25 protein-coding genes are annotated in these 23918 nt (G+C 47.2%); 10 read left to right on the top strand and 15 right to left on the bottom strand.

The genetic code is table 11. The annotated features are described in order from the left end of the window. Nucleotides 1–732, bottom strand: a complete 732-nt coding sequence (locus K0A89_07630; protein ID MBW6518357.1) for a respiratory nitrate reductase subunit gamma — start codon at nt 730–732, stop codon at nt 1–3. Between the two features lie 244 nt (nt 733–976). Between K0A89_07630 and K0A89_07625 the strand changes: the two genes are divergently transcribed. From K0A89_07625 to K0A89_07605, 5 genes are all read left to right on the top strand, one after another. Beyond that, nucleotides 977–2245, top strand: a complete 1269-nt coding sequence (locus K0A89_07625; protein MBW6518356.1) for a UbiD family decarboxylase — start codon at nt 977–979, stop codon at nt 2243–2245. Between the two features lie 2 nt (nt 2246–2247). Further along, a complete protein-coding gene (locus tag K0A89_07620; protein ID MBW6518355.1) occupies nt 2248–3453 on the top strand; it encodes an aconitase X catalytic domain-containing protein in 1206 nt (401 codons plus the stop codon). Further along, entirely contained in the window at nt 3450–3854 is a 405-nt protein-coding gene (locus K0A89_07615) for a DUF126 domain-containing protein (protein ID MBW6518354.1), read from the top strand. Before K0A89_07620 ends, K0A89_07615 begins: the two co-directional genes overlap by 4 nt. 74 nt (nt 3855–3928) lie before the next feature. After that, nucleotides 3929–4984, top strand: a complete 1056-nt coding sequence (locus K0A89_07610) for a site-2 protease family protein (protein ID MBW6518353.1) — start codon at nt 3929–3931, stop codon at nt 4982–4984. A gap of 14 nt (nt 4985–4998) precedes the next feature. Continuing rightward, complete coding sequence (locus K0A89_07605; protein ID MBW6518352.1) at nt 4999–6111, top strand: TIGR04013 family B12-binding domain/radical SAM domain-containing protein; 1113 nt, start codon at nt 4999–5001, stop codon at nt 6109–6111. Nucleotides 6112–6294: 183 nt separating this feature from the next. On the opposite strand, the gene K0A89_07600 is transcribed toward K0A89_07605, so the two are convergent. The 3 genes from K0A89_07600 to K0A89_07590 all read right to left on the bottom strand — a co-directional run bounded on the left by K0A89_07600 (nt 6295) and on the right by K0A89_07590 (nt 7489). After that, a complete protein-coding gene (locus K0A89_07600; protein ID MBW6518351.1) occupies nt 6295–6669 on the bottom strand; it encodes a hypothetical protein in 375 nt (124 codons plus the stop codon). Further along, nucleotides 6666–6956, bottom strand: coding sequence for a hypothetical protein (locus tag K0A89_07595; protein ID MBW6518350.1), 291 nt, complete (start codon nt 6954–6956; stop codon nt 6666–6668). The genes K0A89_07600 and K0A89_07595 overlap by 4 nt, the downstream gene beginning before the upstream one ends. A 302-nt stretch (nt 6957–7258) precedes the next feature. Next, entirely contained in the window at nt 7259–7489 is a 231-nt protein-coding gene (locus K0A89_07590; protein MBW6518349.1) for a hypothetical protein, read from the bottom strand. A gap of 895 nt (nt 7490–8384) precedes the next feature. Here K0A89_07590 and K0A89_07585 point away from each other — a divergent pair. Continuing rightward, nucleotides 8385–8669, top strand: a complete 285-nt coding sequence (locus K0A89_07585) for a hypothetical protein (protein MBW6518348.1) — start codon at nt 8385–8387, stop codon at nt 8667–8669. A 78-nt stretch (nt 8670–8747) separates the two neighbouring features. Here the strand turns inward: K0A89_07585 and K0A89_07580 are convergent, their stop codons facing one another. From K0A89_07580 to K0A89_07565, 4 genes are all read right to left on the bottom strand, one after another. Beyond that, the gene (locus K0A89_07580) at nt 8748–9311 is read right to left on the bottom strand and encodes a DUF4011 domain-containing protein (GenBank protein ID MBW6518347.1); all 564 of its coding nucleotides are present in this window, start codon (nt 9309–9311) and stop codon (nt 8748–8750) included. 33 nt (nt 9312–9344) lie between these two features. Further along, entirely contained in the window at nt 9345–9668 is a 324-nt protein-coding gene (locus K0A89_07575; protein MBW6518346.1) for a DUF4011 domain-containing protein, read from the bottom strand. Between the two features lie 176 nt (nt 9669–9844). Beyond that, a complete protein-coding gene (locus K0A89_07570) occupies nt 9845–10576 on the bottom strand; it encodes a hypothetical protein (protein ID MBW6518345.1) in 732 nt (243 codons plus the stop codon). A gap of 34 nt (nt 10577–10610) precedes the next feature. Further along, nucleotides 10611–10928, bottom strand: coding sequence for a hypothetical protein (locus K0A89_07565; GenBank protein ID MBW6518344.1), 318 nt, complete (start codon nt 10926–10928; stop codon nt 10611–10613). 124 nt (nt 10929–11052) lie between these two features. Here K0A89_07565 and K0A89_07560 point away from each other — a divergent pair, with 124 nt between their 5' ends. Further along, the gene (locus K0A89_07560) at nt 11053–11640 is read left to right on the top strand and encodes an HD domain-containing protein (GenBank protein MBW6518343.1); all 588 of its coding nucleotides are present in this window, start codon (nt 11053–11055) and stop codon (nt 11638–11640) included. A gap of 5 nt (nt 11641–11645) precedes the next feature. Here the strand turns inward: K0A89_07560 and K0A89_07555 are convergent, their stop codons facing one another. The 3 genes from K0A89_07555 to K0A89_07545 form a co-directional block, all read right to left on the bottom strand. Beyond that, complete coding sequence (locus K0A89_07555; protein ID MBW6518342.1) at nt 11646–12038, bottom strand: DUF86 domain-containing protein; 393 nt, start codon at nt 12036–12038, stop codon at nt 11646–11648. Nucleotides 12039–12077: 39 nt separating this feature from the next. Beyond that, on the bottom strand, nt 12078–12413 hold the full coding sequence (locus tag K0A89_07550) for a nucleotidyltransferase domain-containing protein (protein ID MBW6518341.1): 336 nt from the start codon (nt 12411–12413) through the stop codon (nt 12078–12080). 148 nt (nt 12414–12561) lie between these two features. Beyond that, on the bottom strand, nt 12562–13251 hold the full coding sequence (locus K0A89_07545) for a YkgJ family cysteine cluster protein (protein ID MBW6518340.1): 690 nt from the start codon (nt 13249–13251) through the stop codon (nt 12562–12564). Between the two features lie 86 nt (nt 13252–13337). Between K0A89_07545 and lysS the strand changes: the two genes are divergently transcribed. Both lysS and K0A89_07535 read left to right on the top strand, forming a co-directional pair. Continuing rightward, nucleotides 13338–14843 (top strand): lysine--tRNA ligase, encoded by a 1506-nt coding sequence (gene lysS / locus K0A89_07540; GenBank protein ID MBW6518339.1) that lies wholly within the window; start codon nt 13338–13340, stop codon nt 14841–14843. An 11-nt stretch (nt 14844–14854) separates the two neighbouring features. Then, the gene (locus K0A89_07535) at nt 14855–15061 is read left to right on the top strand and encodes a DUF2283 domain-containing protein (protein ID MBW6518338.1); all 207 of its coding nucleotides are present in this window, start codon (nt 14855–14857) and stop codon (nt 15059–15061) included. Nucleotides 15062–15091: 30 nt separating this feature from the next. On the opposite strand, the gene K0A89_07530 is transcribed toward K0A89_07535, so the two are convergent. The 4 genes from K0A89_07530 to K0A89_07515 form a co-directional block, all read right to left on the bottom strand. Continuing rightward, complete coding sequence (locus K0A89_07530) at nt 15092–16393, bottom strand: ATP-binding protein (protein ID MBW6518337.1); 1302 nt, start codon at nt 16391–16393, stop codon at nt 15092–15094. A 63-nt stretch (nt 16394–16456) separates the two neighbouring features. Next, on the bottom strand, nt 16457–17788 hold the full coding sequence (locus K0A89_07525; protein ID MBW6518336.1) for a 4Fe-4S binding protein: 1332 nt from the start codon (nt 17786–17788) through the stop codon (nt 16457–16459). A 345-nt stretch (nt 17789–18133) separates the two neighbouring features. Beyond that, nucleotides 18134–18784, bottom strand: a complete 651-nt coding sequence (locus K0A89_07520) for an acylphosphatase (protein ID MBW6518335.1) — start codon at nt 18782–18784, stop codon at nt 18134–18136. 355 nt (nt 18785–19139) lie between these two features. Further along, nucleotides 19140–19466 carry a hypothetical protein gene (locus K0A89_07515; protein MBW6518334.1) on the bottom strand — a complete coding sequence of 109 codons (327 nt, stop codon included), beginning with the start codon at nt 19464–19466 and terminating at the stop codon, nt 19140–19142. A gap of 440 nt (nt 19467–19906) precedes the next feature. On the opposite strand from K0A89_07515, the gene K0A89_07510 reads away from it, so the two are divergent. Next, on the top strand, nt 19907–23918 hold a 4012-nt coding region (locus tag K0A89_07510), incomplete at its 3' end, for a carboxypeptidase regulatory-like domain-containing protein (protein ID MBW6518333.1).

Below are 23918 nucleotides of genomic sequence, written 5' to 3'. Positions count from 1 at the left end.
TTATTCACCTCCGCCGTTTGCTATAAGGGTCAATGGCGCTGCGATCATATGCATATATTTGCTAAAGGGAATATACGCGATACAGAAGAGCAGGGATATTGCCACATGGAACAGCGAGAGTGACTGGGCAAATGCCTCATCAGCGCCTAAGAACGACCAGGCTGTGATAGAATCAGGTCGGTATCCCTCAGCCATAAATCCTGTCACCGTTATGAAGAGTATACCCAGAACCAGTACCCAATCAAAGACCTGTGTCCTTTTGCTGACTTCCGACAGTGCCAGGCGTCGGATGATAGCAATAATCAATCCTATTAAAAGCAGGTACCCGAGTACCTCGTTGGGTACATCAAAGCTGTTGCGTATGGCATTGAGATCAAAACTGCCAATTCCTAACTCAGAGAGCATTTCAAAGGCAGCGAATACAAGTGACAGGAGAAGCATGCCTCCCCAGCCAATAAATATCAGCATATGCATAACCCATCTGAATGGACTTCGACGCAGGATCCTGCGCTGCAGAAATATATCCATTACCAGTGTTGTAAGTATTGATTGATGTTTGTCCTTTGTTGCTGATTTAATAAATGCGCTGAGAAATACTTTTATGCTTCCTCCGCCCCATTTTTTCATGTTCAATATCATTCCGATTAAAAATATAAGGATTGCAACCATTGCGATACTAAGCATCCCTACAAAGGTTGGAACCCCAGAATAATAACTAAATGCTTCACTCATTATCTATTTCCTCCTACAGATAAGACAATCTACCATTTTTCCGTTATAGGTCAACAGACCACAATAATCAGGTCACCTATTGGAATCTGAATATCCTAAGTATCAAACTTATATAAATATTACGTATTATCATGATATTTGGAAACGTGGCGGAGTATATTTTTATAAATGCTGCATTATTAATGTTTCCCAAATAGAAAAGATTTATAAGATACAGCAATCATTGAAACCAGAGAGTACCGAGATGAGTTTCAGAAATTTAATCCGGCAATTACGAACAGACCGTACTATTCTGGAAATTGATGACCTATTATCACCCCGTCTTGAGGTATCCAGGAAGGTTATGGATAGCCAAAGCCCGGTCCTTTTCACGAATGTGGCAGGTCGCAAAGTGGTAATGAACATTATTGCCGACCGGCAGCTGATGGCAAAAGCACTGGGAACCACACCACAGGATATGGTACATTACCTTGCAGACATAGAACCCGATGGCACAGTAGTGATGGTCGGGGATACACCTTCACAGGAAGTGATCGAGGACGAGGTGGACCTGAGCAAGGTACCTGTACTCACCTATTTTCCCCAGGATGGCGGACCTTATATTACTGCAGGAGTGGTAGTATCAGAATACAACGGTGTATATAATGCCTCCATCCACAGGCTCATGGTAACAGGCAAGGATACCATGGTGGGCCGGCTGGTCGAGAACAGGCATACGTATAACCTCCACAAAGCCGCATCCCAGGCAGGTGAACCCCTGCCCATAGCAGTGATCATCGGTATAGACCCGGTAGTGCTGCTGGCAACCACCACCAGGGTGCCTGAAGGGAAGGAATTCCAGTATGCAAGCGCGCTCCTGGACCGTCCAGTAGAACTGTTCCAGCTTGGGAACGGTATCAAAGTACCCCATGCTGAATGGGTGCTGGAAGGATATATCGACCCGCAGGTCAGAGTGGATGAAGGTCCCTTTGTGGATATTACCGGTACCCTGGACATCATCAGGCAGGAACCCCTCATCCATATTATCAGGGTCATGCACAGAAATGACCCCATTTTCCATGCGATCATGCCTGCCGGAGGCGAACACAAGATGCTTATGGGGGTACCCTATGAACCGCTCATCCTGAAAGAAGTGGGCAAGGTCTGTCACGTGCGCAATGCAGTACTGACCCAGGGAGGATGTTCATATCTTCATGCTATTGTGCAGATACACCAGACCCATAAAGACGATGGGAAAAAAGCGATAGATGCTACTTTTGCTGCTCACCGAAGCCTGAAACATGTAGTTGTCATAGATGATGACATTGACATTTTTAATCCATCTGATGTCGAGTATGCCATTGCCACCCGGTTCAGGGCAGACCGCGACCTCGTCGTGTATCCCGATGTCAGGGGCAGCAGTCTTGACCCCATGTGCATGCCCAATGGAAATACCACAAAAATGGGGCTGGATGCCACTATGATACTGGGCGAGGAATATAAGTTCATGCGTCCGTCCATGCTGGAGGATTAGGATTGCATCTTACCAGGGAAGAGGAAGCACTGCTGGAAGGGGAGATGGGGCCAACGCTCCAAAAGGCCATGGAACTCCTGACTGCACTGGGTGATATCTACGGTGCAGATTCACTGGTACCCATAAAAAGCGCCCAGATAGCCGGAGTCAGTTACAGGACCATCGGTGATGCGGGCCTGGAATGGATATCTGACCTTGAAGGAAAGGTTGTGGTCCCCTCCATACTGAACCCTGCAGGCATGGACCTTGAACGCTGGCGTGAGATGGGTGTGGATGAGGAATTTGCAACCAAGCAGATACAGATCATTGAAGCATACCAGCGCCTGGGCATACGATGCGAATGCACGTGTACACCCTATCATGTCGATGCCTCGCTGGCCTCTTTTGGCGACCACCTGGCCTGGAGCGAAAGTTCAGCCGTCTCCTATGCGAATTCCGTTATCGGTGCCAGGACAAATCGGGAAGGTGGACCATCGGCGCTGGCTGCCGCTCTCATAGGCAAGACTGCAAACTACGGTTACCATTTGGACGAGAACCGGGTGCCGGTTATCACCGTGCAGGTCGATTGCCCGTTATCTGGTGCAGATTATGGGGCACTGGGTTATCTGGTGGGGGCACAGGTGGGGTCGGACGTTCCTCTGTTCAAATTATCGTCAAAGCCTTTGAACATAGAGCTTAAAGCACTGGGTGCTGCCATGGCTGCTTCGGGTGCTGTAGCACTGTATCATGTGGAAGGGGTTACTCCGCAATCGGGTTCATACCCTGTCCCGGCAGAGACCATTGCCATTGAACGTGCCCAGCTCGATGAAGTGTTCGAAAAGAACTGCGGCCGTGACATTGACCTTACGGCCCTTGGCTGCCCTCATTATTCACAGGAAGAACTGGAATCGGCTGCCGAACTGCTTGACGGGATGCAGGTAGGAAAAGAGGTATGGATATTCACATCACGCCAGGTCAGGGATGCATCTCCTGATACGGTACGAAGGATAGAGGCCAGTGGTGCAAAAGTGTTCGTGGATACCTGCATGGTAGTGTCCCCCGCCACTGACCGGTTCGGATGCGTGCTCACCGATTCCGGCAAGGCATTGAAGTATATCCCGGGAATGTGCGGAGTTGGGTCAGGTCTGGCCAGCATTCGTGACTGCCTGAAAGGAAGAATAATCGCCGGGAGCGCAGAGGAACGCAGAGATGAAGGGGAGGTCTCCTGATTAGGACCCTGAAAGGAAGACCGATATCCCGTGGATGTGGACAGGGCGAGGCACTGGTTACCAATGAGTCGATCTCATTCCTGGGCAGCGTGGACCCGGCGACCGGTATAGTCGTTGAGGAAAAACACGAATTGAAAGGGCAGAGCATAAGCGGTAAAGTGCTGGTATTCCCTGCAGGCAAAGGCTCGACAGTAGGTTCTTATGTAATGTACCAGTTAAAGAAGAACGGTACTGCTCCTGTGGCAGTTATCAACCGGTCTGCCGAGCCCATCGTGGCTGTGGGTGCTATCATTTCAGATATCCCCATGGTGGATAGTACCGAACCTGATGCTATCAACACTATCAAAACAGGTGACATAGTGCGGGTTGATGGCACAAAAGGAGTTGTAGATATATTATGAACAAACCTGACCGCAGTCATCCTGACAATGCTGACATTACTGACAGTGCTGAGAATACTACCAGCGAAATTGACATGCTTGAGTTTATCAGGTCAGAAGTACCGGATTTTAAAATTTATGAGTATTCATACGAAAACGGAGCATACTTTATTTCAGGCACTCCGAAAAACGACCCAAAAGACGTAATCAGGCACCTGTGGACCCCCTTATCTATCATGGGATACAGTGTCCAGATGGTGTACGAACTGGGCGAACATATTCTTATCGTAGCCCCCATTGAAGAAAAGCCGGAGCGGATAGGGTTGAATGTGGTGCTGGCGGTAATTACTGTTTTCACTACCATGTTCTTCGGTTCCATGTTCTTTGGGGTTGACCCCTTCTCACATCCTGAACAGATCATCAGGGGGGCGCCGTTCACCCTGGCTATCATGTTCGTGCTGGGTTCCCATGAGATGGGGCATTATATTGTTGCGAAGTTGCATGGTATGAAAACGTCCCTGCCTTATTTCATCCCTTTTATCGGGATAGGTACCATGGGTGCCATCATTAAACACAGGGGTCCTATTCCCAGCAGGACTGCCCTGTTCGATGTGGGAATCGCCGGGCCGATCGTGGGCCTTGTCGCCTCGATAATTGTAACAGCTATCGGTCTGTCCCTGCCACCCGTAGACATTGTGATGCAGGATGGTTTTCTTTATTATAAACTCTCACTGCCTTTGTTATTTTCCTTTATTGCCAGTTTTGTAGGTGGAATGAGCAATGAAATGAACATTCACCCGGTAGCTTTTGCAGGCTGGGTCGGCATGCTGGTAACCGCACTGAACCTGATACCTGCCGGCCAGCTCGACGGCGGGCATATCATGCGGGCCATGCTGGGCCCCAGGGCAGCGTATATATCTGCAGTAGTGCCGTTCGTACTGCTCTCTCTATCACTGTTCATCTATTTTGTGATGCAGCAAAACGGTTCTATGTGGTTGTTCTGGGGATTGTTCATTTCGTTATTTGCAGTTGCCGGACACCCCGAGCCCCTGGAAGATTCGGACTATTTAGGCCGAAGCAGGATGGTGCTGGGGACCCTGGTATTCCTTGCCGGCCTGTTATGCATTACTCTCATCCCCATCCAGGTTTAATGGGGGGATAAGGACTGGACAGGGTACATTTTCGCTGGAACCAGAAGAACAGTAACAGCCTGGCTGCCCTGATGCCATTGGTACCGGGGGCACATATCGTGCGAAAAGCGAAGGACGGCATAATGGTGTATAGTTTTGCCACGGTCCAGGCCGGTGAGGTCTTCAATGAAGTCAGGGGTTCATCAACAGATTCCACCTATATTGCGGGAGGGCCCCACCCCTCAGCCCGACCGCTTGAGTGCCTGGAATATTTCGACTATGTAGTGGTAGGGGAAGGTGAAGAGACCCTGCCGGAACTGGTCAACAGTATCCGCAGCGATGACATAGCAGGTGTGAAAGGCATTGCATACAGGGACGGGAGCAGGTGTGTATATACAGGTGCAAGACCGCCTGTTGACCTGGACCATTACCCTCCGTTCTCACCTGGACTCCTCAAAGGGTATATCGAGATAACCAGGGGCTGTTCCCACAACTGCGGTTACTGCCAGACACCCCGCCTGTTCGGGCACCGGATGCGCCATCGCAGTCCTGAGGTGGTGGCCAAGTATGCAGGGATGATGCGGGATGTGAGGTTCGTCTCGCCCAATGCCTTTGCCTACGGTTCAAAGGGAGTTCGCCCTGAACCGGACAAGATCCAGGTATTGCTTGAAGCAGTTTCAAAGAAATGCAGGATGTTCTTTGGAACGTTTCCTTCAGAGGTCAGGCCAGAATTCGTCACCGATGAAACCCTTGAACTGGTAAAACAGTACTGCTACAATACATCGCTGAGCCTGGGCGCGCAGAGCGGCAGCCAGAGAGTGCTTGATGATATCGGACGGGGACATACAGTTGAAGATGTGAAATGCGCCGTGGAACTGTGCAGGGACTATGACCTGACGCCGGTGGTGGATGTTATTTTCGGGCTGCCCGGAGAAATGCCTGCCGACCAGCTGGAGACACTGCAACTGGTTGAATGGATAATTGCACAGGGTGGGAACATACATTCTCATTACTTTACTCCGCTACCGGGGACGCCATTGCAGGACAGGGTGCCGTCTCCGGTGAGCAAGGATGTGAACAGGGCAATGGGGAAACTCGCGCTTGGCAGGAAGGTCACCGGTGTGTGGGAGCCAGGAGTTCGAAGATGAAACAAGGCTGGTTGCCACCATGCCGCCCTTTTGGTCGGCGGTGGCAGTGTCAGTTGAATAGTTACACCCACACCCAGCCAGAGAAGCATGTCCGGGCAGTGGGTGAGTGATTCAAGGGGGGGAGGAATCATTTTAATATTAACTACATAGGGTAACAGAGGCCAAGGAGTATCATTTTATTTACTACAATATTTTATCTATAAGCAGGTCAATGATTGTTTTTAAATCGATATTGGAAGAAGGGTATACTCCGTTTCCATCATGTTTGTGATGGGGAAATGTATCAACTTCCCTGTGATGGGGCACATTATCCCAGCGCTCTATCAACTCTCCATTTTCTGTCTGCCAGTGATACTTGTATTTGAGACGGTTAGCAATCTTATTTTCAATTTCAATAAATTCTATAAAATGCAGAGCAGAACCATCCAATAGTTCCAGCTTTCCCTTTATGTATCCCATAAATTGGTCAATTTCGTCAAACTCAGTAGTTAAATGGGAAACTACCGGGCATTCATTAATAGTTGCTTCGATCTGAGAGAAATACTCCCTTGCATTCATAGGCTGATACCAGACAATATGTTCAACTTTTTATTCCAGTGATCTAATCCTTTTTTTGCTGCGTACCAATCAAAATATTCGTCCAGGTCTTCCAGTTGTCCGGATTCAAATTTTTGCATGAAAATATCTGAACTCATCTTATATTTAGCTTCGAATTTTCCACATAAGTAAGAATACCTGACTTTTTTATGTTTTGCAAGGCGCTCATCCAGAGCTAAAGCAGAGCGAATTACATCGCTTACTTCCTGTATTGTGAAGTCATTACTTACATTAACATTCAAAGCCATATTATTCTCTCCTTAGTGTAAATATGCAATAAGTTTATAAATAACCATTGGATGATAAAATATATTTAATTTTATCGAAAAGCGCCTGCCAACCTTCACACCACAAGGGCAGGCGGAGCATATCAGGACGGGCACCCTATAAAGTGAAGACGAAGGGGCGGCAGGAAAGCCGGAGTAGGGATGGGGGCAGGCGAAGTGCATGTAAGGTGTTATACGGGGAGAGGGGGAACTCACCGCAGAGGAGCAGAGGGCGCAGAGATGGGGGAAAATCCTTTGTGTCCGCTGTGTTTTTAAATTAGATATTAATATATTTCAACAGCCATGGCGGTACTCCACCGACACAACAACTGGATATAACTCCACCCAAGCATCCATCCCCACTTCGCACCCAAAGCCTGCAGAAAGAATCGAAAAGCGCCTGCCAGCCCCCCACACCACAAGGGCGGGCGGAGCATATCGGGGCGGGCACCCTGATGAGTGAACCGAAAAGGAGTGGCAGGAATCACATCCATAGTCGTTACCCTGTTTCCCATCCTAACTCTCCAGACCCGGGCAACATAAATCCACACGGCTGGCTGCCACCATGCCGCCCTTTTGGTCGGCGGTGGCAGTGTCAGTTGAATAGCAGCACCCGCACCAGGCCAGAGAAGCATGTCCGGGCAGTGAGTGAGTGCTTCAAAGGGGGGGCAGGAATCATTTCAATATTAACCGCAGATGGACGCAGATACACGCAGATAAATGTTATTTCGGAATTTAAATCTAATTTCATAAGCCGAAATACAAAATAATCTGCATTTAGTCGCAATATCTGCGTTCATCAGCGTTTATCTGCGGTTAAAAAAACACGTAAAATATATATTTTAACAGCCATGGCGGCACTCCACACACAACAACCAAATACAACTCCCCCAACCCACAATTAAAAATCAGTTCCGAAATAGAAATTCGAAATTTAGTTTCGAGCCCCCCACCTGCAACCACCCACCCAAGCATCCATCCCCACTTCGCACTCAAAGCCCGCAGGAAGAATCGAAAAGCGCCTGCCAACCTTCACACCACAAAGGCAGGCGGAGCATATCAGGACGGGCACCCTATAAAGTGAAGACGAAGGGGCGGCAGGAAAGCCGGAGTAGGGATGGGGGCAGGCGAAGTGCATGTAAGGTGTTATACGGGGAGAGGGGGAACTTACCGCAGAGGAGCAGAGGGCGCAGAGATGGGGGGAAATCCCCTGTGTCCGCTGTGGTTTTAAATTAGATATTAATATATTTCAACAGCCATGGCGGTACTCCACCGACACAACAACTGGATATAACTCCACCCAAGCATCCATCCCCACTTCGCACCCAAAGCCCGCAGGAAGAATCGAAAAGTGCCTGCCAGCCCCCCACACCACAAGGGCGGGGGGAGCAGAGAGGGAGGGGCACTCTAATGAGTGAACCAAAAGGGGCGGCAGAAATCACATCCATAGTCTTTTACCTGTTTCTCATTCCTTATTTTCCAGACCCGGGCAACGTAAATCCAGAAGGCTGGCTGCCACCATGCCGCCCTTTTGGTCGGTGGTGGCAGTGTCAGTTGAATAGTTACACCCACACCAGGCCAGAGAAGCATGTCCGGGCAGTGGGTGAGTGCTTCAAAGGGGGGGGCAGGAATCATTTCAATGTTAACCGCAGATGGACGCAGATACACGCAGATAAATGTTATTTCGGAATTTAAATCTAATTTCATGGACAGAAATGCAAAAGAATCTGCATTTAGTCGCAATATCCGCGTTCATCCGGGATTGTAATATAGTCACCAACACGAATTGAAACGGTCTCGAAAATCTAGTTTGATATCCACTTCTTCTTCCGAAAAACCTGATTTTGCCGGATTTTCTGAATGCGAAAATATAGTTTTAATCAAAGGGTGTTTTGCAGGTGATTTATCTTCTGGCCATTCGTTTATGTCAATATCTTTATACATAACGAATTTAGTAAAACTAAAAAAATCCAAATAGATGTCACTTAATATTCTCCAATTTGATTGCTTTGAGATTGCTTTTGCTATCAATTTAAAATATTGATCTATTCCAGTTTTGTCTTCCGGCATCTCAAAATCAGGGATTAAAATCCCTTGTTCAGAAAGCTTTGCTTGTAATGAAATATTTGTAAAAATGTCCTCTTCAGTCCAACATAACTTAAAAGATTTCCCCACATTAGTTCTTTCTAATTCTACAGGTATCAATACAAGGGGTGATAATCTAGATTGATCGGAGTTAGGACTTTCAGTCCATTCTAAAAAACCCAGAGCTAGGTAAAGTATTGTATATCCTTGTTCCTCAAGTACTGATCTTGACTGTTGATTAATTTGGAACAAACGTTTCTGAAGAACTTCACTTTCTAAAGATGTCTAAAGAAATCGGTCAATGTGATTTTTTGATGCTTCAAAATCTGGCGGCGGTAATTCCCATATTTTTGAAATTTCTTTTTCTTTTTGATCTAATATTTCGGTATTAACTACTTCTTCTTCGATACTTGTTTTTTTCTTCTTTGTGGGAAGAAATTCCATCTTTTTTTGTTGCAATACTAAAAAATTGTAAATTTCTGAAGGAATTTCATCTATAACTTTTATTGTTCGAGCTTTTGATGTGCGAAAGTTCAAAAGCTTATTTCGCATTGTAAAATCTAACAAACTTTGCCTTGCGAATTCTAATTGTTTTTCGATATTATTCATGAAAAACTCGATTGTTTAATTATTTTTTTATTATTATTGAATCATATAAACATTTCAAGCTTATTAAACTTTATTAAAATATGATGAATATAACTAATTGTGATTTTTGGCAAACCTGCTGAAAAATATTCAATTTCAAATTAGTTATGTTTAGAATACTATTTTTATTGAAACGATTAAATTTTAAACCACCGCCCAAACCACTCCCCACCCTCGTCATAATACTCCACAACAACCCCGTCAAGATACTCCGTCCCAACACCCTGTACAGCCCTCTTTACCTCCTCCAGCAAAACCCTCGTTTCCCTGTCATACAAAAAAATAACCCTCGGCAGCACACTCCCACTCTGTGCCCCGTCCTCAATCATCCGCCTCGAAGATTTATTGAACCTCTCCACTTTACTGACGATTGTCAGAGCAGGTGTCTCACTCTCAAACTCGATCACATTCGTAATAGAATGCCCGAACTTCACCGCTTCATCAGGCCTGCAGAAAATAATATCAGGAACCAGCAACCTGGTCTTCCGATTACACGGCCACGGCAGGCTATTCGTCCTCACCACCCGCTTCCAGTTCACAGCATCAGAATGCTCACTCACATACTTCCTTATCTGCGGCAGCACATCATCATGGGACATCTGGATGGTGGGATTATTATGGCTCCCGCCTTTACCATTATAGGTTATCTGGGCCTTATACTTCAGGCACTCCCGCTTAAAATCATGTGGGCGCCTGTGTTGAGTGCACCAGAAATACTTCGGCCTGTCAGAATTGGTCTCATCCAGGTCGATATGTTCCTTATGATCATGCCACTTCTTTGTGCCAGGTTTGTGCCACTGCACCTTTGAATCTGTGCTGCACAGTCCACAGGCATAGTACATCTTCTCATTCAGTTCCATTGTTACCATTATCTACACTCCTCTAATTTCAATTTAATAATATTCAATCCGCCAGCCAGTCCTCGGTCTTCTTCTTATCGACCTCGGTGGGGCTCACGAACACCACATTCCCATCCTTCGTCTTCCTGGCATACCGTATCGCATTCTCCCTGTTATGGAACCGGGTAGGCGTAGACGCACACGACACCGGCATCTCAATATCCTCGCCCCCTTCCAGGGCTTCAAGGTAGCCGGGTTTGTACTTCGGTATCCTGTAGCCGAATTTCTTCACCTTCTTGCATTCCACAATACTGCCGTCCTCCAGCTCGACCGGTACAAGTTCCTTCTCAGCCAATTGTTTCCCTCGTTTATTTTGTGACATGGCACCATGGCACCATCATACTATGGTACAATGGCAAGATACAAATACTTTGTTGTGCAAATACTATACTGATGGGAAGTTTACAAAAATTGTATATGACGACTGACACAAAAGTGGTATTTACATGACATCAAAAAACCATTCCAGGTCTATACACCAGCGATATGAATCACTGCTCAGTAAAGTAACTGAAAGAAAATCCCAGGTGCAAACATTCATAGACATGCTTCACAACCAGACTACCTGGCTGACCAGTCCGGCAAGTACCAGGTTCCACCTGAACTGTGAGGGGGGCCTGCTTCAGCACAGTGTAGGCGTAGCAGAAACACTGCTTCGCATTAAGGACACCCTGGCACCCGACATCAGTGACGAGACCTGCGTCATCGTCGGGCTGTTCCATGATGTGGGAAAAGTGGGGATGCCCGGCAAACCGTACTATATCCCTGAGGCCAGGGACGGTGTGACCACAGGGAAATATTCCACAAACCAGGAGCTTGTTTCGATGGGACTGGCGCTGAGGAGCCTGTATCTCGTGTCACAATATGTACCGCTGAGTGATGAGGAAGCGCAGGCCATAGCGTACCATGATGGGATGTATGTGCCGGAAGGAAGGTCAGTGTCGCACAGGGAAGAGGCACTGCTGTTGCTGTTGCACTGGGCGGATATGTGGACTGCGAAGGTGCTGGAAGAAAGAAGTGGTGAGATAAAATGACAGATTCAATCATCTTGGCTGGCAGCCACAAAGTCCCAGATAGATACAGTTATTTTAAAATAATCATGCATTCCATCATGGATATTCTCAAACGCAACCTTATCATCCAATGAACCATATCTGTGAACAATAAAATTCCTGAATCCTTTCATTTTTCGAATCCGTTTTGCATTTTCAGTTGTCAGAATCTTGTTTTCCTGCAGATTGTCAATAATATCTTCCTCACTTCCCGGAATTCCCAGTTCAAGGTCTGAATTGATGATAGCACAAATGTCAATGATGTTCTCTATGGCAAATTCAGTCCTTTTATATATTCCGTCCTTGATTATATCCAGTTTGTTGAACTCTTCGAATTCTTCAGGGAGATGTTTTTCAATAAGATGAACACTTTCTTCAATTTACTTTATCTTTGTACGGATTATATCTTTTCTCATAATTCACCGGTAAATGTAATCATGGAATCTTGGTTTAAAGGATTCAAATTCTCTAATCGTATCAAGTGCAATACCGTACAGGAAACTCTGCTCTCTGGTATATATGATCCTGCCCTTCAATACCTCTACCCTGACATACAGGGGCAGTTGCTGGAACATCTGGATGTCAAAAACACTCCCTTTTAGTCTGCTTAAAATATCCAGCCTGAATCGGGATAGGTCTTCTTTTTCATCTGCATTATAATATATGCACAGGTCTATATCCGAACCTGATATTGCATCTCCCCGTGCTGCCGAACCGTAAAGTATTATGAACTCAATTCTGTTAAACTCTGACATTGATTTGATGGTCTTGTTAAACCCTCTAATTTCTTCATTGATATTTAGAGTTCTTTCAAATCTATGATCTAATACTTGGGAATAGCCGGCCATTATTTATTCACTTATTCAATGATATTCTATTTTATCATATAAAGGTTCAGTATATTCAATGATCCTGAACCAGATGGAAGCCTGCGCCATCAGAATATTTTACTGTAGATTTAGTCTCGCCGTCAAACACCTGGAGCACGAGTCCATGCTCTAACCTGACCTGACTCAGCTTATCCACATCAAGTTCAGCTCCCAGCCCTTCACAGATCGCAATGTAATGTTCAATCGTACTGGTCAGGTAGCGTACCAGCCTTTGCCCGGACTCAAAGGCATCCACCCCTTCCATCTGCTGGTGCGTCCCGTAACAGTGCCTGACCACCAGCATCCCGCTACTGTCAAGAAAGAACGGGAAAACCATGCATATCAAGGGCCTGTATTCGTAGATAGTGCACATGTTCCTGTCGTCATCAAAGAACATGCATGTACCATCGTGTTTGCGCTTCAATATCCAACCTGTGGACAGCATCTTCTCGCCCCTGATACACGAATAGATGTCAGACTCCACCACATCTAACAGACACAAACCGGTGGCATCCTGTATGGCCCTGATATCCCGGGGCAGGACAGAGATAGCATTGGAAGGTCTGTGGATGTCCAATATCTCAATCTCAAATTCAGGGTCAGGACAGCAGCACCAACCGCACTTCATACATTTGAATCCCACGTCCCTGATGCTGTGTGAGATATCGTTGACGTTCATACTCCTTGCACTGACAAGTTGGGACTTCAGGTTTTCCCGTAGCATGACTGCACCCACAATTCAATTTGGAGCTCATCATACTAAACATTTAATATTGCTCAATACATCTACCATTTCCGAAGTGAGACAGCATGGCAGAGACGATACACTGGGCAGACGTGGTGGCCACCGCGGCACTAAAGAAAGGCAGTAAGCATACCATAGCCTCAGGCATAACCCCCTCGGGCAATATCCATATTGGCAACATGCGCGAAGTATTGACCGCAGATGCGGTCTACCGTGCCTTGAAGGATGCGGGAGCCGATGCCAGGCTCATATATATTGCAGATACCTATGATCCGCTGCGCAAGGTCTATCCGTTCCTTGATGAGAGCTATGAAGAGCATGTAGGCAGACCCCTGTCAGAGATACCATGCCCCTGCGGCAACCATTCCAACTATGCCGAACATTTCCTGGAGCCGTTCTTCCGTTCAATGGAAAAACTGGCCATCCATCCTGAGATCCGTAAGGCTGATGAACTCTACAAGCAGGGGGTCTATGTGGATGCCATCAAGACCGCGCTGGTGAAAAGAGACGCTATTGCGCGCATCATCGAAGAAGTTGCTGGCCGCACCCTGGAGGCTGACTGGAACCCGTTCAATCCTATCTGCAACGAATGCGGCAGGCTCACAACAACAAAGGTCACAGGATTTGATATTGATAAGGGAACCGTGGACTACTCATGTTCATGCGGCTCGACAGGGACTGTTTCGATGCAGGGAGGCGGTAAACTGACCTGGCGGGTGGACTGGCCTGCACGGTGGCCGATACTTGGCATTACTGTCGAACCTTTTGGCAAGGACCATGCTTCGGCAGGCGGCTCCTATGACACGGGCAAGCGCATATCCACTGAGATATTTAATTATCCTGCACCACACCCTATTATCTATGAATGGATCATGCTCAAGGGCCAGGGCGCCATGTCTTCATCCAAAGGCGTGACAGTATCCATCAGCGACATGCTTGACGTGGTGCCACCTGAAGTGCTGCGATACCTTATTATCAGGACAAAACCGGAAAAGCATATTGAGTTCGACCCCGGACTACCACTGTTGAATCTTATTGATGAATACGACAATCTGGACGAAACCCTGGATATGAGGGCATACCAGTTGTCCCAGGCCGGCGGAACATCCACAAAGATACCTTTTAAGCATATGGTCACGGCGGTCCAGATCGCAGACAACAGTTTGGATTACCTGCTCACGGTACTGGAACGGGGCGGGTATGATGTATCGGAACCTGAAATTATTAAACAAAGGGCTGACAATGTCGAGAAATGGCTGGAATCCTTTGCACCTCCTATGATGAAGTTCAAGGTCAATGAGCAGTTACCTCCTGAAGTACGTAATTTCAATGAGGTGCAGCGGCATGCAATGCGCCTGCTGGCCGTGAGGATGCCTGCCTGCGAGGATGGACAGGCCATCCATGACGGGATATATGCCACGGCTGAGGAACTTGGAATGAACCCGAAAAATCTGTTCCAGACCATCTACCAGGCTATACTCGGCACCAAAAGCGGACCACGGCTGGGGTACTTTTTGTTATCCCTTGACAGGGATTTTGTGGTGGAGAGATTCAGGGCTGCGTCAGAATAACGTGAGGGCAAATGAAAGTGATCTACAGCCCTGATGCTGATATTCTGATACTTAAGGAAATGCCCATCGAAGAAAGTGATGAGATCAGTGAAGGGCTCATTATCGGTTGTGGCAAAGATAATAAGATTGTGTCGATCGAGATGCTTGATGCATCCGATAATATAACAGAGCCACAATCATTATTATATGAGATCAAAGGGCGAACAGTAACGGCATAAGTTGATGAATTCCCGGACCTACTGAGAATCTTATTTCTTCTCTCTCCCATTCGTTCCCAGTGAACTCGGTTCATCGCCGCCGTGCCAGCTCAACCGGGGTCGCATCTGCACTACATGCGACGCTTCAGACGTATCGTCCACAATGAACGCTACACCTTTCCCTTTCCCCATCTTGCGAATGGAAGCGGCAATTCCCTGCCTCATATACGTAGGCCGTACTTTTTCCAGCGCACTGATATCCTCCTGCGACGTGAGGCGGTGGCATACAATAATATCGCTCTGGCTCAGCACTATCGGGTCAAGCGCTGATGGCTGCTGTGTGGCCAGTACCAGGGACAAGCCCGGTTGCCTGCCCTGCCTGAGCCATTCGTTGACCAGCACATCCCCTGCCAGGCTGCTCCCGTCACGCGGCATGAACAGGTGCGCCTCGTCTATGAACATCCAGACCATAGGCATGGTGGTCACCTGTTGTCCGGTGATGCTGTTGATCTCGTACTGCCAGCGGGCTGGCAGTCGCTCCTGGTAGATGCGCCTGGCAAGTATTCCCACTACCATTGACCGGATTGCCGTATCAGGCAAACTGCTGATGTCGATCACTGCTGTCCTGCCCGGCCTGATGATATCATCGAGCCCTGAGCCTTCTTTTTCGAATATCCCCCACCCTATGGCCGTGATAAAGTAGTTATGTACAGCCTGTTTTGTATCAGTGCTGGTGTGGATATCATTCTGGGTATGGTCCAGTATGTCCTCTAACGAGAATGTTACCGTATCTTTTTTCAACTGCTGCACCGTCCTGTTTATCAGAATGCCAGGGGGATGGACCGGATTTACGCCAAACAATGTGCACCAGTCAAAACCGGACAGGTCACTGGTGGGGATGGAAAGGGGAGTAGCATTGATTCCAACGGTGCGGTAAGCCTCAAGGTTATTTCCCGGAACGAACACCTGTACATCCTGTGCTTCTGGCTTGAGGTTCCAGCCGGATAGCATCTGCTCTTCTTTCGTATTGGCAAAACCCAGCGTCCAGAAGATGCCCATGCTATCGATAATTACCGATGCGATATTGTTTGAAACAGGAGGCTGCTGCCGTGCCAGTTCCTCAACAAGCGTGCCCATGGTGTATGACTTGCCGTACCCCCGTTTACCACATATCAGCACGGCATGGGGTCCCAGGCAGTCCATATACACATCTGAACCGGTCGAACCGTCAATGGCAAGATACCTGCCCACCCTGAGCACACCCTGCTGCGAGCCCTTATCACGCCTGCCCAGGATATATTGTTTATCAGTCACCCCGCTGCGGGCAAGGTCAAAACCTTCCACTTCATTCATACGGCCACTATGACTGGATGAAGAATGCTTAACTATTTTGGAATACTTTCCTGACGGTGCAACTTATGGCTCTGACTCTGGGGCGAGTCTTTTGACCCGTTTCCTCACCGAACCGCCATGGTTCTTTTCCCATTCGAATCTCACTTTTGCATCCTCCAGCATGGGCAGCAGGTCGTCCAGCCTGGCCCGTATCTCGTCAAGATGTTCGTGCCTCTCACGGGTGGCTATCTCGTGCACCTCCCGATGTGGGATACCGCCCGCTTCCATCACTATCCTGCGCGCGGTATCGGGCCTGGTTCGCTGTCCGGTATGGATGGTATCAATTGCATCATTCCACTGGGCAGACCAGGGCAGGTCCTTCACAGGAGTATGTTTCACCGCGGTCCGGTCAACTCCAATGGCCCGGACATGACAGGCTTTTTCGCAGGCCCCGCAATAGATGCATAAGTCCTTTACCACGTCTATCTTCCTGCCGGGAGGCACGTACCAGGCATGGGCCGGGCACACGTTGAAACAGCCATGGCAGCCGAGGGGGTCGCACTCGACCAGGTTCTTTTCTATCAGTTCGATATCGCCTTCAAAGGGCTTCACGATATCAACAGCTTCGTAAGGGCACACTTCCCTGCACCAGCCGCATCGGGTGCACTTGTCGTCATCTATTGTCAGGGTGCCCGAGATTTGGGGTACCTCTGCTTCCAGTTTTCCCTTGACCTTAATGGCATGCTCGGGACAGAAATCTTCACATATCTTGCAGTAATCGCATTTGTCCAGGTCAACGAGAAGGTCCTGGAACGGAACAGGGTTGTCAGGTGTAGGCTCGCGTTCAACCAGCACGAATGCAGGACATAACGGAGCGCACAACCCGCAGAAGTTGCACCTGTCCATATCCACGGAGATCTCACCTTGCTGTCCTTGCCTGAAAGGTGCCACGTCTTCTTTGGTGGGGAACGTGAGCTCAAGTTTCATGGCATCTTCGGGACAGGCTTTCTCGCATAAGAGACATGGCAGGCACTTCTCGTTGATAATTACCTTTGAGTCAAGCCTCGGATAATCCTCGATCTCAAGGATGTCCTTACCGTCGATGTCCATCCGTATGGCCTTTACCGGACAAAAGGAGGCACACATGCCGCAAAAGGTGCACTTTGTCTGGTCGATGATGACCGGGGGGGCATCCATACCTGTGGCTATTTCTATGAGGGGGCCGGCCTCTATGGCTTTTACCGGGCATATCTCGATACATATCCCGCAGCCGTTGCACCGCTTGTAGTCATAGTCCAGTATCTTCTTTGAACCATCAGTGGTCTGGGTATAGAGGAAATGGGTATCCTGGATGTCCATGTCTACGGTTACTTCAAGACCGCCGTCCGGGGGTTCTGGTTTGGAATTGTCTGCCATTGTACTGTGTATTGAATAAGGTAAAAACTATATAAATTTAGCAGCCTGTCAGGTAATATTTGGGGTGGAACTCAGACCGGACGGGTAACATGGATGTGCGCAGCCACATCTTAGATATGTATCCTTCGTGTTCGATCATAGTGAAAAATTGTTCAATTTTGACTAATTTACTGCAAGTCACACAGGTAATCACACGGTCTTATTAAATGGACAGGATTAACGGGATCGACAGGATATAAAATTGGCTCTGATAAACCCGGTAAATCCTGTATACGAGTTACTCCCATCAAAGTAGGGGAGATAAAAGGTTGTTTGATACATATATCGAATGAAGGGATTTTTAGATTAGTTGAGTCCGATCATTTCTTTTATTTGTGAGATGTCATATTCGATTTTCATGAACTTTTGGTCCATGTAGGATTTCAGGTCGTTCCTCAATCCTTTTATTTCACCGGTAATTCCATTCTTTGTTTCATCAATTTTTTCTATGGTTGTGTCCTGTTTCCCCAGCATCTGGTCCTGTTTCCCCAGCATCTGGTCCTGTTTCCCCAGCATCTGGTCCTGTTTCCCCAGCATCTGGTCCTGTTTATCCAGCATCTGGTCCTGTTTCCCCAGCATCTGGTCCTGTTTATCCAGCATTTTTGTTTGTCCAGTGTCAAGACTTTTCAGGTAGAATGCCGCTTCACCGATTCGTTCAAACGCTTCTTTCTGAAAATCTTCATAAATAATATCAAAAAACTCATACTCACCAGTAGGGGGTTGAAATGTTGTGTCGACATTAATGACCTTGATAAGTGGCTCATCCTTTAGCCAGAGCAATTGGATGAATTCTTCAAGAACATACTGATTGGCCTCTGCTATGATTCTTACACTTTTTCCATCGGATAGGTTCTCTACTATTCCTGTGATATCCATATTGTTAGCAATTTCGGCCACTATATCTCGATACCCTACTTTCTGGATACGAACCCTTGCTGTGATTACTGCCCTTTGCATGAGTTCACCTTTATTATCCTTTATCACAGGTACGGTATTTATGGATTTTGCAACTATGCAACTATTCTCTGTCAGTTTTCGTGAAAGGTAATCGGTTTAATCGGTATCGTTTTCAAAAAGGGGATGCTTATTTATTACCTTTCTCATCAACATTATGTGCTTTACATCACTATTCCAGAAAAATGGCATGTGTGAATTCGCAATGCCTGATTGAATGGACAGGATTAACGGGTTAAAGAGGATATAAAATGAGCTCGCACCATCAGGTAAATCCTCATATCCCGTATAATATGTACTCATTCAATGTTGGGAAGCTCCCGCTATATCTGATATTTCTGACATGACTTTTTTCCTTTTAATTGCGCTGTGGCACTATTCTGGTATTTATGCTGACCTTGAGCTGTATGTTGAGGTTAAAGTTTAGGTATAATCTTGTCGAGCCTGTGGTGCAACCTGTTGCTATGAGCCGGGATGAGTTGAACAGGCACCTGTCGGATGGTTCTGGTGGGCTCCCGGGGATATGTTTTCTAAGGTAGAGAAGATGAGCGATTGTTAAATACGGCATATGTTCGATGTGACTGAACTGCTGATGAATGATCCTGACCTGTCCGGGCAGGTGAAGGGTGGCCAAATGCCAGGGGAAGTTCCGACGTTCTTTTCCAACTATGTCGACTGAGCGCAATCATTCAACGCTGGTCTATTAGGCGAATGCAGCACTTCAGCACAGGTTTTTACTTGAAGGTATACAGTATAAATAATTAGCAAAAATCTACCCCAGCCATCATTATCATGATTGTAATCACACGAAGATTTATATATAATTAACTCTAATAAATTGCTATTATACAAAATCTCTCTACGTTCGATGCTGGATAATTCATAGCATGAACGTAAGCCGGATGAAACGGTATGCTGGGAAAAAACACCTGTGAATGCAGAATAAAAGATGTACCTGCGCCATGTTTACTGGTAGTGATGCTTGCTGCTCTATTGTCTCTTCTGATGCAGCGTTTTGTTTCACCGGCACAGTATATGGTCGAATCAGGTATATCATACGATGGTGGTTTTCCGCAGGTATTGAATTGTAATACAGTATCCAAAATAAATTTGGGTGGATAGCATATGAAAAAAAGAATTACTGACATGGGAAAAGGTATAGTTTCCGGGCAAAGTAGATGTACATCTACTCGATTTTCAACATCAGGCTCAGTCAGTAAACCAATCTCAACCGCACCGGATACCGGACGGTCTCGAAATTCGCAGGGCGATGCCTGCCGCTTTATGCTCAGGACCGGGATGTTGCTTGCAGTGGCCATGCTGATATTGCTGGCGCTGGCGGGGGCGGGGAGTGCTGCTACGGTTACCAATTATTCGGTATCAGGCTATGTAAAGGACGCTTCAACAGGTAATCCCATAAGCGGGGCAACTGTTTCAACCAATACCAGCAATTCCACTTCAACTGATGGCTCTGGATATTATTCATTCAGCCTGGCCAATGGCACATATTTGATAACTGCCAGCAAATCGGGTTATGCTGACAATTCCACAACTGAAGTAGTGAATGCTGGACCGGTATCAAATGCAGATATTTTATTAAGTGTTTACACTGGTCCTTCTAAAATATTGGTTGCCACAAACAGATATGTAGTGCTGGATGACGCCACTACTGGGGGTACAGCTTCAGGAACTGGTTTTATAGTTCCATCCAGTAATTGGGGTAGTAATGATTTTTCAGGTATCAAGACAACAGTTAATATTTATGCCCTTGTACTTGATAATGATGGGTTGCCTATGTCTAATACAAATGTGACATTAACTCTTAAGAATCCAGGTGGGGCCACAGATTACACAAGTATATATTCAACAGACAGTAAAGGACTTATTAATGTATCACGGAACCTCAATGCTAAAAATTATTATGGAAAATGGCAGGTAGACGTCAACGCATCAGATGTAACAGGAAGTTACAAGTTTATCTATAACTGGTGGGGTTGTGTTGGAGGAGCAAGTTGCGAGGGTCATGGTAATGATAAAGGAGATTTAGTTGATAGTAATAGTAATATTATTAACTCACCATATTTAGGGGAGAGAAAACTTAAGGAAGAATCTTTTTTGATTGATGGAGAACATAATGGTGCCCAATGTACCTATTGCCATCTATCCTACAATGGCCAGGGTTATACACCAAGTATGAATACTGAAGGTTCACACAGCAGCCTGCGTTGCGACAATGCCAACTGTCACGGTACTATAGTGTCTCATGAAACAAATATGGTCATTGGTAGCTGTACGAATTGCCATAGTAGTTCAAACACTACCATGAAGACCACGCTTAATGGTGTGGTCGCCAATTATTCCACAACCTCCACATACCACGACGCAGATGCCAGCATTCCCTGTATCATCTGCCACGGTCCCATGCACAACATCACCAAACCTGACCCTTCAGCAGGAACTTTAGGACCCACAGAGGACTCCCATTGTACTACCTGCCATCAGGGATTGACCCAGCATAATACTACAGTAGCTTGTACTGAGTGTCATACCCAGGATGTACACGTGATCAAGTTCATCCAGAACGACAATAACTTTGCCACCACAAGGACCAATGCAGCCTCATGTCCCGATTGCCACGTGGGCAGCGGGCTGGCATCATTCGCCACTGCACCCAAAATAACACAAATAACCCACAGCAATAACATCCTCAATGGTACGCTGTGGGATAGAGGTACTGATTTCTGGACTGCAGCCGATGATGAATCCAAGTGCCTGTACTGTCACGGCGAGACCAAACACAGCGCTGTCGCTGCAGGTTATATCAATTCATTCAAAGGCTCCAATGTTATTGGCGGCGACCTGACCGGTGACTGGTGTGCAGCCTGCCATAAGCAGGGTAGTCCAAACTATAACAACATGCTCAGCACCCTGAACCTGGTGCCCCCGGAGATAACAGGGAATGCTACTTATGGCAATTATCCTGCAGGTGCACAGGACAGCACCCCCTACTACGACCACACTGGCATTTCCGGCTTCAATGACAATGATTGTGCAGCCTGCCACAACAGTTCAGCATCAAATATTACCGAACTCATGCATACCACCCTCACCGGTGTAGGTGCCAATCCTGATTGTATCTCATGCCATGACGTAAGTGGTTCACAGAACAATGTGGACTTCACGAACATCGCTGTCGGAGCGCACGCTGACCTGAACAGTGTGGCTACCAATACCACAGCTTCGGCTAAGAACAAGAAGTGCTGGGGCTGCCACGGCGACCTGAATGCAAGCGGTATTGCCAACCAGAGTGACCAGCCCTCGACCAGCCATCCTACCAATTACAATACCCCCAGGACATGCCCTGAATGTCACGTAAACACCGTTGCCGCCACTAACTTAAGTGCACCGCAGGTCACAGAGCATAGAAAGGGCGGACCCACAGTGGCTACAAACACCACTGAATGTGCAGTATGCCATAACAACAGCCTCACTTCAATCACTGAAGCTGACGGATTCGGTCTGACAACAGGCGGGAATGCAACAAATGCATCCACTTCACATTATCTGAAGAATGCTACCCTTAACCTGATGACCCCAACCATCACCAGTAGCAACTGTACATTCTGCCATTTCGATAATACAGCCAACGCCTCATGGGGTACACCTGTTGACCCGCGTGTGGGTTTCGGAAGTCTCCACAACGGTAAGGTCAACACTGAGTGTTACGGCTGTCACGGTGGATTGGATGCATCATATAAACTTCATAATTCAGGCATAACCGGTGGTTCAGCCGGCGGCCCTGATTGTGTGGCCTGTCACGATGCTGCTGGTGCAAATAATATCAACATGACGCTGTTCACCCAGTCGCCACACATGAACATCAGTAACGGCAATGCCACAAACAACAAACAATGTTACACATGCCATAGGGACGGTACAGCTCCATCAGAAGCTACCGGCCAGGCAGAGCATACCTCCAAAACGATACGGTACAATGCTTCAAATCTGTCATGTGCCGACAGCGCATGTCACGGTAATGCCTCCTCTCCAATCTCTGTAGGTTCCCACTTCGATAATGCCACACAGTACAGCAGACTTGAGGCAAGTTTCATCCGCACTACCCAGAACTGCGAATTCTGTCACGGCAAAACCCAGGTGCCCATATTCAACCAATCCATACCCGGCAACGGCAGTAATACCAGCATGGTGCTGGATGACGGCACAGGCCCCACAGGTCACTATGTAAAGAACGTTGCCGATGGTGACAACCACTATGTAATAGATACCGTAGGCTGGGTTGAGAACAGTATCAATGGAAGCCAGGGGTGTGTGTTCTGTCACAAGACCCAGAGCGCGGTCTTTGGTGCTTCGAACATCTCTGCATGGACCAACCATTCAACGTATGGTGATGACTGTTACGGCTGTCACATCAACGGTACCACGTATCTCCATGACATCGGTGTCATCACCGCATCAGGCGGTACATCTGATTGTATCGATTGCCACGGTCTGGGCAAACCCCAGGCAGATGTTAACGAAACCGCATTCGGTCTGAGTATCCACAAAGACCTGAACAAGGATGCGGTCAATGTTACGGCACTTAACAATTCCCTGAGCAAGGCTTGCTGGGCCTGTCATGGCAATGGTTCCGAACCCAGCGGCCACGTTAATGATTCACTTGGTGTAGGCGTTCCTGCCAATACCACAAGGCCGCTCAACTGTAGTGAGGGACAGTGCCACGTTAATGGTACACCGTCTGGTGTATTCATAAATGGCAGCCAGCCCAATGCTACTATCGAGCACGTGCCACAGGCGATCATCAACGACAGTACAGATATTTACACATCTATAGCTGTGGATTGTACTCTCTGTCATAAGAATTCACTTATGTATAACAATGATCCGGTAAACGGCAGTGCAAATGAATCAGATGCCTCGAACGTCTCTCACTACGGCAGCCTGACAAGTACAAATATCAGTGCCGTCCAGCCCACAACTGACTGTACATTATGTCACAAGAACACCACCAATGCCCCCTTATGGGCCAATGCCACCCAGATTCGGCATCCTGTTAATAAATCCGTTGGTTTCTGTGACAACTGTCACGGTATTGGTGATTCCTTGCACGATACGAACC

Source organism: ANME-2 cluster archaeon, from assembly GCA_019429385.1.
Taxonomy (GTDB): domain Archaea; phylum Halobacteriota; class Methanosarcinia; order Methanosarcinales; family Methanocomedenaceae; genus Methanocomedens_B.
Note: the sequence above shows the minus strand (reverse complement) of the source record. Positions and strands in the feature narration are given on the sequence as shown.